Source organism: Demequina litoralis (genome assembly GCF_030418455.1).
GTDB lineage: Bacteria > Actinomycetota > Actinomycetes > Actinomycetales > Demequinaceae > Demequina > Demequina litoralis.
Genome location: NZ_JAUHPW010000015.1, coordinates 1 through 11,716, shown reverse-complemented (window position 1 = coordinate 11,716; position 11,716 = coordinate 1). Strand labels below are relative to the sequence as shown.

Sequence of the window (11,716 nt, the reverse complement as noted above, 5' to 3'; positions counted from 1 at the left end):
TCTCGACGCCGACCGCGACCGGCTCCGGCACCAGAGCGATCCCGAAGCGCTCGCGCACCCCGTCCCGCACCGCGCGGGCCAACGCCACGATGTCCGCCGCCGTCGCGTCACCGCGGTTGGTGAGCGCGAGCGTGTGCTTGGTCGACAGCGACGCGGGAGCGCCCTCCGCGACGGCGAAGCCCTTGGAGAAGCCGGCGTGCTCGATGAGCCACGCCGCCGAGGTCTTCACCAGGCCGTCCGCGGCCGGGTACCGGGGCGCCCCCTCGGGGACCGCATCGTCCGGCACGATCGGGTTGGTGAAGAACGAGCCCGCGCTCCACGTGTCGTGGTCGGCGGGGTCGAGGACCATGCCCTTCGCGGAGCGCAGCGTGAGCACCGCCTCGCGCACCTCGGTGATGGGCACGCGCGCGCCCAGCTCGACGCCGAGCGCCGTCGCGAGCTGCTGGTAGCGCACGGGCGCGGACAGGCTCGCCATCCGCGTGTGGAAGGTGACGTCGAGGACGACGTAGCGGGGCGTCGGGCCCCAGGGACCGTGCGTCATGGAACGCTTGAGCATCGAGTCGCGGTAGCCGAACTCGGCCTTGACCAGCGGCAGCGACCGCACGGAGCCCGTCTCGCGGTCCCAGGTGCGCACCACGGAGACGATGTCCTTGACCTCCGCGCCGTACGCGCCGACGTTCTGCACCGGGGTGGCGCCCGTCGAGCCGGGGATCCCGGACAGCGCCTCGAAGCCGCTCCACTCGGATGCCACGGCCTGCGCCACGAGGTCGTCCCAGCGGGTGCCGGCGGTCGCGGTGATCGACAGCCCACCGCATGCGCCGTCGTTGACGAGCGAGACATCCTCGCGCGCGTCGCGCACGACGACGCCGTCGAAGCCCTCGTCCGCGACGAGCAGGTTCGAGCCGCCGCCGACGACGAGCAGCGGGGTGGCGTCGGCGTCCGCGGCGCGGACCGCGTCGATGAGGGCCGCCTCGCTGTCCGCCTCGATCAGCTCGCGCGCCGGGCCTCCGACGCGCAGGGTCGTGAGGGAGGCGAGGTTCATGGCCCCAGGGTATCCGCGCCGGCGTCCTCCTCCCGCAGGGCCTCGGGGGCGCCCTCGAGCGGGCGCGTGGCGGGCGCGAGCACGACCATCGCGGCCGCCGCGACCACCGTGAGGAGCAGCGCCTTGCGCAGCTCGATGTGCTCGGCGATGAGGCCGACCACCTGCGGCATCGTGAGACCGGCGATGGTGCCGAAGGCGGCGACGGCGGCGACGCGGGCGGTCGCGTGCGTGCGGTCGTCGGCCGCGGCGGAGATCGCGAGCGGGTAGCCCATCGACACCCCGGCCCCCCAGATCAGCATCGCGAGCGGCACGCCCCAGAACGCCGGCGTGAACGCGAAGATGAGGGAGCCGACCGCGACGAGGACCCCGCAGGTCCTCACCACGGTGACACGGCCGAGCCGGTCGACCACGCTCGCACCCATGATGCGCACGCTGCTCTGGGCGACGACGAGGAAGGCGTAGAAGGCGGCCGCGAGCGCCTCGGTGCGGCCGAAGTCGTCCACGATCGCGAGCGGCACCCAGTCCGCCGCGCCCATCTCGACCGTGAAGGCGCAGAACAGGATGAATCCCAGCGCGAGCGTGCGCCGCTCGCGTGCCGCGACCTTGAGCGTGACGAAGATGCCGTCCTTGCTCTCCACGCTCTCCGGTGCGGGCGGCCGGCCGTCGAGGATCGCGACGGACGCGAGCGCGAGGTACGCTGCGCCGACCACGGTCACGTTGACCGCGTAGTGGACCCCGACCGCGATGCCCGCGTGCGAGTAGAGCGCGCCGAGCCCCACGCCGGCGAGCAGCGCCAGGGAGAAGGCGGCGTGGAACTGGGACATGATCGAGCGCCCCACGTGCCGCTCGATGGTCGCCGCCTCGGCATTGGCCAGGGCGTTCACGGTCTCGAACGCCCCGAGCGCGAAGAACAGCGCGACCGCGAAGCCGATCGGGGTGCCGGCGTGCGCCGCGAGGCCCATCGCGCAGAAGCCGAGGACGATCGCGACCGACGCGAGCCGGATGAGGGCGAGCGAGCCGATGCGCGCGACCAGCCCGCCGAGCACGGAGAAGGCCGCGAGGCCTCCGATCGAGCCGACGATGAACAGCGCCGCGAGCCCCGCCGGGCTGACGCCGAGCGCGTCGCGCACGCTCGGGACGCGCGACACGTACGTGCCGAGCATGAGCCCCATGCCGACGAAGAGCACGAGGACGCCGATCCTCGCGGCGCGCACACGGCGCGCATCGACCTGCGGTGGCTCCATGCGGCCCCCCTCCGCATCGTCCCCCAGCGTCCGGGACCTACACGACGCTAGCAGGCACGTCGTGGGAGGGCACCCGGAACGCGGGCCGTCCGCGAGCGCGACGGGGCGGACGCCGGGGACGGGACGATGCCGTGCCCGGCCCGTGCGCGCGGCGCTAGTCTGAGGGTCCACCGATCCGAGGAGCCCCGCGTGACGCGCACACGCCGACCGACCATGGCCGACGTCGCCGCGAGGGCGGGCGTGTCGTTGTCCACCGTCTCCCTCACCTACTCGGGCGCCGGACCGCTGTCCGCGGAGACGAAGGCGAAGGTCGAGCGGGCCGCGGAGGAGCTGGGCTACGCGGGACCCGCGCCGCATGCCAGGGCGCTGCGGTCGGGCCGCACCGGGGTGGTCGGCCTCGTCATCCACGAGCGGCTGCAGCTGTCGTTCAGGGACCCGCTCATGCTGCGCATCATGGACGGGCTGGTGGGAGACCTGGGCCAGATGGGCCTCGGCGTGCTGCTCATCCCCACGCCCACCGGCGAGCCGGGCGAGCGCAGCCTGCTCGAGACGGCCGCGATGGACGCCGCCGTGCTGCTGCGCGTGCGCGACCACGACGACGAGCCCGCGATCGACATCCTGCGCCGCCGCGGCCTCCCCATGGTGGTGATGGAAGGCGAGGCTCCGGCCGGCGCCGGCGTCCTCGAGATCGACGACCGCGGGGCGACCGCCGCGATGATCCGGCACCTCGTCGACCTCGGGCACAAGCGCATCGGCACCATCACGCTGCCGGCGGGCCTCGACGGCGAGACCCGCGTCCTGGGCCTCGACGAGGCGCTCGCGAAGACCGCGTGGACGCCGGTGCACCGCAGGCTCGAGGCCTTCGCGGACGCGGGCGTCGAGCCGTGCGTCGTGGTCGAGGCGCGCGCCTCGATCGTCGCGGAGGGCATCGCGGCCGCACACCTCGCGCTCGCCGCCGAGCCGCGCCCCACCGCGCTCGTGTGCCAGTCGGACCTGCTCGCCGGCGGCGCGATCCTCGCGGCCCGCGAGCTCGAGATCGCGGTGCCGCAGCAGCTGTCGATCACCGGCTTCGACGGGCTCGAGCTGCCGTGGCTCGCTCCGCACGAGCTCACCACGCAGGTCCAGGATGCCGAGGCGAAGGGCCACGCGCTGGCCGCCGAGGTCAAGGCGCTGCTCGCGGGCGAGTCGCCCGCGCCGGTCGTGATGCCGCTCGAGCTGCGCATCGGCTCGACGACGGCCCCCGCCCCGCACGACGACTCCCGATGACAAGGGTGACAGATGTGACTCGCTGACCGCTCGACGGTCGGCGCGGGCGCCCACGTCCCATCGTCCACACCAGTCACCCTTGTCATTGGCAATCGGCGCGGCCCCGGCCTCTCGAGGAGGACCGGGGCCGCGCGGGACGATGCGGGATCAGGCGAGCACGCCGAGGATCGGCCCCATCGCGAAGTAGAGGACGAACGCGGCCGCGGCGCCCCACATGAGCGGGTGCACCTTCTTGGCGGCGCCGGTCGCGACCTGGAGCACCACGTACGAGATGAAGCCCGCGCCGATGCCGACCGAGATCGAGTAGCCGAACGGCATGAGGATGAACGTGAGGAACGCCGGGATCGCGATCCGGTAGTCCCTCCAGTCGATGCCCGCGACCTGCGACACCATGAGGAAGCCCACCACCACGAGGACCGGGGTGGCGGCCTCGAACGGCACGAGCGCGTACAGCGGCGTGAGGAACGTCGACAGCAGGAACGCGATGCCAGTCACCACGGAGGCGAGGCCGGTGCGCGCGCCGTCGCCCACGCCCGCGGCCGACTCGATGTACGAGGTGTTCGACGAGACCGAGCCGAAGCCGCCCGCGGCGGCGCCGATCGAGTCGACGAGCAGGATCTGCTGCGAGCGCGCCGGGTTGCCGTCCTTGTCGTTGAGGCCGGCCTCGGCGCCCACGGCGGTCATCGTGCCCATGGTGTCGAAGAAGTCCGCGATGAGCAGCGAGAAGACGAGCAGCAGCGCGGTCAGCACGGGCAGCGAGGTGAAGCCGCCGAAGAGGTCGACCTGGCCGATGAGCGAGAAGTCGGGCACGGAGGCCACGGAGTCCGGGATGGCCGGCACGACGAGCGCCCAGCCGGACGGGTCGTCGACCGACGAGCCGAGCGACAGCGCGGACTCGATGACGACGGCGAGCACCGTCGCGACGACGATCGACAGGAGGAGCGCGCCGCGCACCTTCTTGACCATGAGGATGATCGCGGTGAAGAGGCCGACGACGAACACGACCATGGGCCACGTCGAGATGTAGCCGCCGTCGCCGAACTCGGTCGGGGTGCCCGCGCCCTGGCGCACGATGCCCGCGTCGTAGAGGCCGATGAAGGCGAGGAAGAGCCCGATGCCGACCGCGATGGCCTGCTTGAGGAACGCCGGGACCGCGGCGAACACGGCCTTCCGGAAGCCGGTGAGCACGAGCACCGTGATGACGATGCCCTCGATGACCACGAAGCCCATCGCTTCGGGCCAGCTCATGCCCTCGCGCGAGGCGATGCCGTACGCGACGAACGCGTTGAGGCCCAGGCCCGCGGCCAGCGCGAGCGGGAAGCGGGCCCACACGCCCATCGCGATCGACAACAGTCCGGCGACCAGCGCGGTGGCCGCGGCGACGAGCGCGAGGTTGGGGGCGTCGCCGCCGCCGAGGTAGGTGCCCGTGCCGTCGGCGACGGTGCCGATGATGAGCGGGTTCAGCACGACGATGTACGCCATCGTGAAGAACGTGGTGAGACCGCCGCGGATCTCCTGGGCGATCGTCGAGCCACGCGTGGTGATCTCGAAGTACGAGTCGAGGCGGCCGGCGATGCCGGTCCGCTCCTCGGTCTTGGCGCTCATGCGTCCTCTTTCACGCAGGGGAGAGCGCGCGCGCCAGCGGACGCTCTCCCGGGGTTGGCGCGGATCCCCGAAGAGCGACGCTAACGCCGCAAGCGCCGGAGGCGCGCGACGGGATCTCGCGGTGTCACCCTAAGGCACTCGGGAGCGTTTCCCGACCACGGGACGTTCCGCTCGGGGCGCCGTATCCCGCCCCGGCTAGGCGCAGGAGACGACGGCTTGGGCCTTACCCAGGACCTTCTGTCCGTCATGCTCGACGGTGATGTCGATGCGAGCCGTCCGCTTCTCGGCGTCGAGCGCGCCGACCTTGGCGGTGAATGTCACGGCCGCCTCGCCGATCGCGGGCACCGGGACCGGGCGCGTGAACCGCGTCTGCAGGTCGACGACGTTGCCGGGGCCGGCCCACTCCTCCACGACGGAGGCGGCCGTGCCCATGGTGAGCATGCCGTGCGCGATGACCCCGGGCAGGCCGACCGACTCCGCGACCACCTCGTTGTAGTGGATCGGGTTGAAGTCGCCGGACGCGCCCGCGTAGCGCACGAGGCTGTCGCGGGTGAGCTCGACGGTGCGCTCGGCGACCACCTCGCCCACCTCGAGGGCGTCGAAGGCCGGCCCGTTCTCGCTGCTCATCAGGCCTCCTCGCGCACCGCGAGGGTGCTCGTCACGGTGGACACTGGCGAGCCGTCCTCGTCCGACAGCTCGGTGCGGGTCGTCACCATCGAGATGCCGCCGCGCTGCTTGATGGCGTCGATGTGCACCGTCGCGGAGATGAGGTCGCCCGCGACGATGGGCCGGTGGTGCGAGAAGCGCTCGTCGGCGTGGACCACCCGCGAGAAGTCGACGCCGACCTCGGGGTCGACCACCACGTGGAACTCCGCCTGCTGCGCGATGACGACGGCGAACGTCGTGGGCGCGACCACGTCGGGGTACCCCTCGGCACGAGCCGCCTCCTCGCTGCGGTGCGCGAAGGACCGGGCGTCGACCGCATCGGCGAACTCGCGGATCTTGACCCGCGTGACCTCGTAGGGCTCGTGAGGGCCGTACGCGCGACCCACGGCGTCGATGTTCACTGGCACGGTGCCACCCTACCCAGGAACGCGAGGCGGCCGCGCGGGCGGGTCACGGCTCGCGGAACACCGCCACGAGCGCGCGATGGTCCGAGCGCGGCATCTCGACGGCGTCCACCTCGGCGGCGACGATGCCGGCGTCCTTCACGAGGATGTGGTCGATCGCGACGAGCGGCTCGGTCAGGAACCCGGGTCCGCGGACGTGATGGCGCACGAAGGTGCCGCTCGGATACGTGGCGAGGAATCCCGCGCCCGCCTGGTCGACCGCGTCCTCGTAGCCGTACGACTCGATCTGCCGGAAGCCCTGGTGGTCCCGCGTCGTGTTGAGGTCGCCCGCGACGATCACCGGGCCGTCCTCGTCGGCGAGGACCGCCTTGAGGGCGACGAGGTCGGCGTCCCAGTCGGAGTGGTCGAGGACGCCGGGCGACTCCGGATGGGCGACGATGACGGTGAGCCGGTCCTCGCCGAGCCCCACCTCGGTGCGGATCGCCTGGGCGGTGAAGCCGGGCAGCGACTCGCCCTCGGCGAGCGGTGCGGCCGACCACAGCCCCGTGCCGTACTTCTGGTCGCCCGGGTACTCGACGCTGTAGGGCAGCAGCTCGTCGAGCCCCGCGGCCTCGAGCCCCTGCTGGGCCTCCGGCGTGAGCTCGGTGAGGGCGAGCAGGTCGAGGTCGTGCTCGCGCACGAGGTCGACCACCGCGGCGGTGTCGGCCCCGCCGTTGGCGAGGCTGAACGTGCCCACCCGCAGCGCGACCGGGCCGTCCGCCGTGGAGGCCACGAGGATCGGCGCGATCCACCACAGGCACAGGCCCGCGACCGCGACGCTCGCGGCGAGCAGCACCCAGGCGCGGGCGAGCAGCGCGAGCACGATCGGCACGAGGCACGCGAGGGTGACCCACGGCATGAGCGAGACGAGGACGGCGAGGGGACCGCCCTCCCACCCCGCGAACCGGGCGACCACCGGGATCAGCAGCGCGATCAGCGCCATGAACGCGAGGGCGCGGGCGAGCGCGGTGAGCGCGCGGCCCACCGCGGACAGCGCGGGCACGAGCGTCCCACGCCTCGGCTCGACGTCCTGCTCCCCCATGACGGGAGTCTGTCACGCGGGGGAGGAAAGGGACAGACCGGTCACGGCGCCGCGTATGCCGCGATGAGCGCGCGATGGTCCGAGCCCGGGACCACCACGGTGTCGAGCGACGTCGCGACGAGCCCGAGGTCGCGGGTCACCACGTGGTCGATCGCGACGAGCGGCGGGGGCGTGCGGTCCTGGGGGAAGGTCGGCACCAGGCCGGCACCGGCCTCGTCGGCGGCGTCGCGGAAGCCCCGCGCCTCGAGGTCTCGGAAGGCCGCGTGGTCGCGCGCCGTGTTGAGGTCGCCGGCCGCGATCACGGGCCCGTCGACCGCGTCGAGCAGGTCCACCAGCGCACCCATCTCCTCGCTCCACGCGCGGTGGACCAGCAGCTGCGGCGCCGCGGGGTGGAGCGCCAGCACCGTGACGGCGCCGCCCGGGAGCTCCACGGTCGCGCGCACCTGGCGGAAGGTGTAGCCGTCGAGCCCCTCCCACGCCGCGATCGGGTGCGCCGACCACAGCCCGGTGCCGGACCAGACGGCGTCCGGCAGCGCGGCCGCATGCGGAAGCGCCTCCTCGAGACCCGCGGCCACGAGCGCATCGGCCGCCTCGGGGGTGAGCTCCTGGACCGACAGCACGTCGACGTCGTGCTCGCGCACGAGCCGCACGACCGCCTCCGCGTCGCCCTCCCCGGCGCGCAGGTTCACGGTCGCGACGGTGAGCGCGACCTCGCCCGAGGCCGGCACCGCGGTGTACAGCGGAACGGTCCACGCGGCGCACAGCGCGGCGGCCGCGATCGACGTGCCGAGCAGCACCCACGCCCGCCCGAGCACCGCGAGCACGGCGGGCACGAGCGCGGCGGGCACGACCCACGGCACCAGCGGCACCACGTACGCGAGGGGGCCCCGCTCCCACCCGGAGAGCCTCACCGCGACCGGCACGAGCAGCGCGGCGAGCGCCACCCACCCCAGCACCGCCGCCGCCCGCCGCCACGGCGCGCGCGCCGGCACCCCCGCATCGTCCATGCCGGGGAGTCTCGCACGGCGCGGCCCGCCGGAGCCTCAGGTGGACGATGCGTTCCTCGCCCGGGGACGACGAAGGCCCGCCGCCCCGGGAGGGGCGACGGGCCTTCGTGAAGCTGCTGCTTAGCGCGTCTCGCGGTGCGCGGTGTGCTTGCCGCACTTCCGGCAGAACTTGGAGAGCTCCACACGGTCAGGGTTGTTGCGGCGGTTCTTGCGCGTGATGTAGTTGCGGTCCTTGCACTCGGTGCACGCGAGCGTGATCTTCGGACGAACGTCGTTCTTGGCCATGGTTCTCTCCCAGCCTTGTAGGGACGCGCCTCGCGAAGGCGCATGATCAGGCGGTGATGCCTGAATCCGTAGCGAGGGCGGGGCTCGAACCCGCGACCTCACGATTATGAGTCGTGCGCTCTAACCAGCTGAGCTACCCCGCCGCGTGCCGCCTTGCGGCGGCGATCCATCGTACATGACGACAGACGTGGAGCCCCGACAGGGAATCGAACCCTGGACCTTTTCCTTACCATGGAAACGCTCTGCCGACTGAGCTATCGGGGCTGGCCGGAATAGGTTACACGCACTCCAGGCCAAAAGTGAAATCGGCGCCCCGCACCGGGAGAACGCCCAGGAAGAGCGTCGGATGGCGGCCTTAGAGTGGCCTGCGTGACCGAGTCCCTCAGCGCCGCGGAGGCCCGCCGCATCCACCTGGCCGCGCAATCGCTCGCCCGCCGTCGGCCGGCCGGCCGCCCGGGTCCGGCACGGTTCCGGGAGTACCTCGAGCGGCAGGGGGTGCTGCAGCTCGACTCCGTCAACGTGCTCGCGCGCGCCCACCACCTGCCCGTGTACTCGCGCTTCGGGCCCTACGACCGCGAGCGCCTCGACGCGTGGCTGTGGGGCTCCACCGAGAACTTCGAGCACTGGGGCCACGAGGCCTCGGTGATGCCTCGCGACCTGCTGCCCGCGCTGCACCACCGCATGCGCCGGTCGAGCTCATGGAAGGCGCGCACCATCGACCGGCTCGAGGCGGAGCGGCCCGGGCTGCTCGACCAGGTGCGCGACGGCGTCGAGGCGCACGGCCCTGTCACCGCGGCCGAGCTCGAGCACCTCGCGCCGCGTGAGCGCCGGCGCGGGCCGTGGTGGGACGAGAGCCACGTGAAGATGGCGCTCGAGTACCTCTTCATGACGGGCGAGGTCGCCGCCAGCCGGGCCGACCACTTCCGCCGCACCTACGACTCGCCCGAGCGCGCCTGGGGGCATGCCGGCGCCCACGACGGGGACGCGTGGGCCCTGCCGCCCGAGGAGGCGCAGCAGCAGCTCTTCGACCGCGCGATTGCCGCGACCGCGATCGGGACGGTGCGCGACCTCGCGGACCACTTCCGCCTCACCTCCCCCGCGACGCAGGGCGCCGGGCCGAGGGGCGGCGCATGGGCGGCGTCCGCGGTGGAGCGCGGCCTAGCCTCGTGGGTCGAGGTGGAGGGCTGGCGCGAGCCCGCCCTGCTCGCGACGGGGGCCCTCGACCCCGGCCGCGCGACCGCATCGTCCCTCCTGAGCCCGTTCGACCCGGTGTGCTGGTTCCGCCCGCGCCTTCAGCGGATGTTCGGCGTGGACTACCGCATCGAGATCTACACGCCGGCGCACAAGCGTGTCTTCGGCTACTACTGCCTGCTGTTCCTCCACGGCGACCGGTTCGAGGCGCGCGTCGACCTCAAGGCGCGGCGCAAGGAGGGAGTGCTGTCCGTCGAGGCGACGTGGCGCGAGCCGGGCCGGGCGCCGGGCTCGCGGCGGCGGGACGATGCCTCGGTGGCCGCCTCGCTCGCCGCCGAGCTGCGCCTCATGGCCGGCTGGCTGGGGCTCGAGCACATCGAGGTGCAGCCGCACGGCGATCTCGCGCCCGCCCTCGCGGACGCGCTCCGCGCGGGGTAGGCGGCGCGCGGCAGCCGCCTCGCCGGGCCAGACGTTCCGTCGCGACCGTCGCGAACCCCCGTCAGGCCGTCGGTTGCGCGCGCCCCACCGGGGCCGGAAGCATAGGCGGATGGACTACGCACATCTCCAGCAGGCGGCCAAGGACCACCTGTGGATGCACTTCACGCAGCACTCCCGCTACGACACCGAGGACGTCCCGGTCATCGTGCGCGGCGAGGGCGCCTACATCTACGACGCGCAGGGCCGGCGCTACCTCGACGGCCTGGGCGGGCTGTTCGTCAACCAGCTCGGGCACGGGCGCGAGGACATCGCCGAGGCGGCGGCCGCGCAGGCGCGCGAGCTGGCCTTCCACCCGCTGTGGTCGTACGCCCACCCCACGGCGATCGAGCTCGCGGAGCGCCTCGCGCACCTCGCCCCCGGCGACCTCAACCGCGTGTTCTTCACCAGCGGCGGCGGCGAGTCCGTCGAGTCGGCGTGGAAGCTCGCGAAGAACTACTTCAAGCTCGTCGGCAAGCCGATGAAGCACAAGGTCATCAGCCGCAACGTGGCGTACCACGGCACCCCGCACGGCGCCCTGTCGATCACCGGCCTGCCGGGTCTCAAGGCGCAGTTCGAGCCCCTCGTGCCGTCGACCTTCCGCGTGCCCAACACGAACATCTACCGCGCCGCCGAGATCACGCACGGACTGCACGACGGCTCCGACCCGGAGGCCTTCGGCCGCTGGGCCGCGGACCAGATCGAGGTCGCGATCCTCAACGAGGGTGCCGACACTGTCGCGGCGGTCTTCCTCGAGCCCGTGCAGAACGCCGGCGGCTGCTTCCCGCCGCCGCCCGGCTACTGGCAGCGCGTGCGGGAGATCTGCGACCGCTACGACGTGCTGCTCGTGTCGGACGAGGTCATCTGCGCGTACGGCCGCCTGGGCGAGATGTTCGGCGCGACCCGCTTCGACTATCTGCCCGACATCATCACGTCGGCCAAGGGCCTCACCTCGGGCTACGCCCCCATGGGCGCGATGATCGCCACCGACCGCCTCATGGCGCCGTTCCTCGAGAAGGGCGAGATGTTCGCGCACGGCTACACGTTCGCGGGCCACCCGGTCGCCGCGGCCGTCGCGCTCAAGAACCTCGAGATCTTCGAGACCGAGGGCGTGCTCGAGCACGTGCGCGAGACCGCACCCGCGTTCCGCGCCACCCTCGAGCGCCTGCTCGACCTGCCGATGGTGGGCGACGTGCGCGGCGACGGTTTCTTCTACGGCATCGAGCTCGTCAAGGACAAGGCGACCAAGGAGTCGCTCACCGCCGACGAGTGCGAGCGCGTGCTCCACGGCTTCCTGTCGCGGGAGCTCTACGACGCGGGCCTGTACTGCCGCGCCGACGACCGCGGCGACCCGGTCATCCAGCTGTCGCCGCCGCTCGTCATCGGCCAGGCGGAGTTCGACGAGATCGAGCGCATCCTGCGCGACGTCATCACCCGCGCGTACGCGCTGC

At 72.9% G+C, this 11,716-nt stretch carries 11 protein-coding genes and 2 tRNA genes; 3 read left to right on the top strand and 10 right to left on the bottom strand.

Going from position 1 to position 11,716, the window contains the following annotated elements; translation table 11 throughout:
- Positions 1-1,042, bottom strand: a 1,042-nt coding sequence (locus tag QQX09_RS14220; RefSeq protein ID WP_301135928.1) for a UDP-N-acetylmuramate dehydrogenase, incomplete at its 3' end; no start/stop codon positions are given.
- Positions 1,039-2,286, bottom strand: coding sequence for an MFS transporter (locus tag QQX09_RS14215; RefSeq protein WP_301135927.1), 1,248 nt, complete (start codon positions 2,284-2,286; stop codon positions 1,039-1,041). The genes QQX09_RS14220 and QQX09_RS14215, both read right to left, overlap by 4 nt.
- 189 nt (positions 2,287-2,475) lie before the next feature.
- On the opposite strand from QQX09_RS14215, the gene QQX09_RS14210 reads away from it, so the two are divergent.
- Entirely contained in the window at positions 2,476-3,552 is a 1,077-nt protein-coding gene (locus tag QQX09_RS14210; protein ID WP_301135926.1) for a LacI family DNA-binding transcriptional regulator, read from the top strand.
- A 147-nt stretch (positions 3,553-3,699) separates the two neighbouring features.
- On the opposite strand, the gene QQX09_RS14205 is transcribed toward QQX09_RS14210, so the two are convergent.
- The 8 genes from QQX09_RS14205 to QQX09_RS14170 all read right to left on the bottom strand — a co-directional run bounded on the left by QQX09_RS14205 (position 3,700) and on the right by QQX09_RS14170 (position 8,864).
- Positions 3,700-5,157: an NCS2 family permease gene (locus QQX09_RS14205; protein ID WP_301135925.1), complete on the bottom strand. Its 1,458-nt coding sequence runs from the start codon at positions 5,155-5,157 to the stop codon at positions 3,700-3,702.
- A 195-nt stretch (positions 5,158-5,352) separates the two neighbouring features.
- Positions 5,353-5,784 carry a MaoC/PaaZ C-terminal domain-containing protein gene (locus QQX09_RS14200; protein WP_301135924.1) on the bottom strand — a complete coding sequence of 144 codons (432 nt, stop codon included), beginning with the start codon at positions 5,782-5,784 and terminating at the stop codon, positions 5,353-5,355.
- Complete coding sequence (locus QQX09_RS14195) at positions 5,784-6,230, bottom strand: FAS1-like dehydratase domain-containing protein (protein WP_301135923.1); 447 nt, start codon at positions 6,228-6,230, stop codon at positions 5,784-5,786. Before QQX09_RS14195 ends, QQX09_RS14200 begins: the two co-directional genes overlap by 1 nt.
- A 43-nt stretch (positions 6,231-6,273) precedes the next feature.
- Positions 6,274-7,308, bottom strand: coding sequence for an endonuclease/exonuclease/phosphatase family protein (locus tag QQX09_RS14190; protein WP_301135922.1), 1,035 nt, complete (start codon positions 7,306-7,308; stop codon positions 6,274-6,276).
- 41 nt (positions 7,309-7,349) lie between these two features.
- Entirely contained in the window at positions 7,350-8,315 is a 966-nt protein-coding gene (locus QQX09_RS14185; protein WP_301135921.1) for an endonuclease/exonuclease/phosphatase family protein, read from the bottom strand.
- A gap of 120 nt (positions 8,316-8,435) precedes the next feature.
- Positions 8,436-8,600 (bottom strand): 50S ribosomal protein L33, encoded by a 165-nt coding sequence (rpmG, locus tag QQX09_RS14180; RefSeq protein ID WP_042213233.1) that lies wholly within the window; start codon positions 8,598-8,600, stop codon positions 8,436-8,438.
- 69 nt (positions 8,601-8,669) lie between these two features.
- Positions 8,670-8,743: transfer RNA gene (locus QQX09_RS14175), tRNA-Met, on the bottom strand.
- A gap of 45 nt (positions 8,744-8,788) precedes the next feature.
- Positions 8,789-8,864: transfer RNA gene (locus QQX09_RS14170), tRNA-Thr, on the bottom strand.
- A 105-nt stretch (positions 8,865-8,969) separates the two neighbouring features.
- Here QQX09_RS14170 and QQX09_RS14165 point away from each other — a divergent pair.
- Both QQX09_RS14165 and QQX09_RS14160 read left to right on the top strand, forming a co-directional pair.
- Entirely contained in the window at positions 8,970-10,229 is a 1,260-nt protein-coding gene (locus tag QQX09_RS14165) for a winged helix-turn-helix domain-containing protein (RefSeq protein ID WP_301135920.1), read from the top strand.
- Between the two features lie 109 nt (positions 10,230-10,338).
- A partial coding sequence (locus tag QQX09_RS14160; protein ID WP_301135919.1) for an aspartate aminotransferase family protein occupies positions 10,339-11,716 on the top strand: 1,378 nt, incomplete at its 3' end.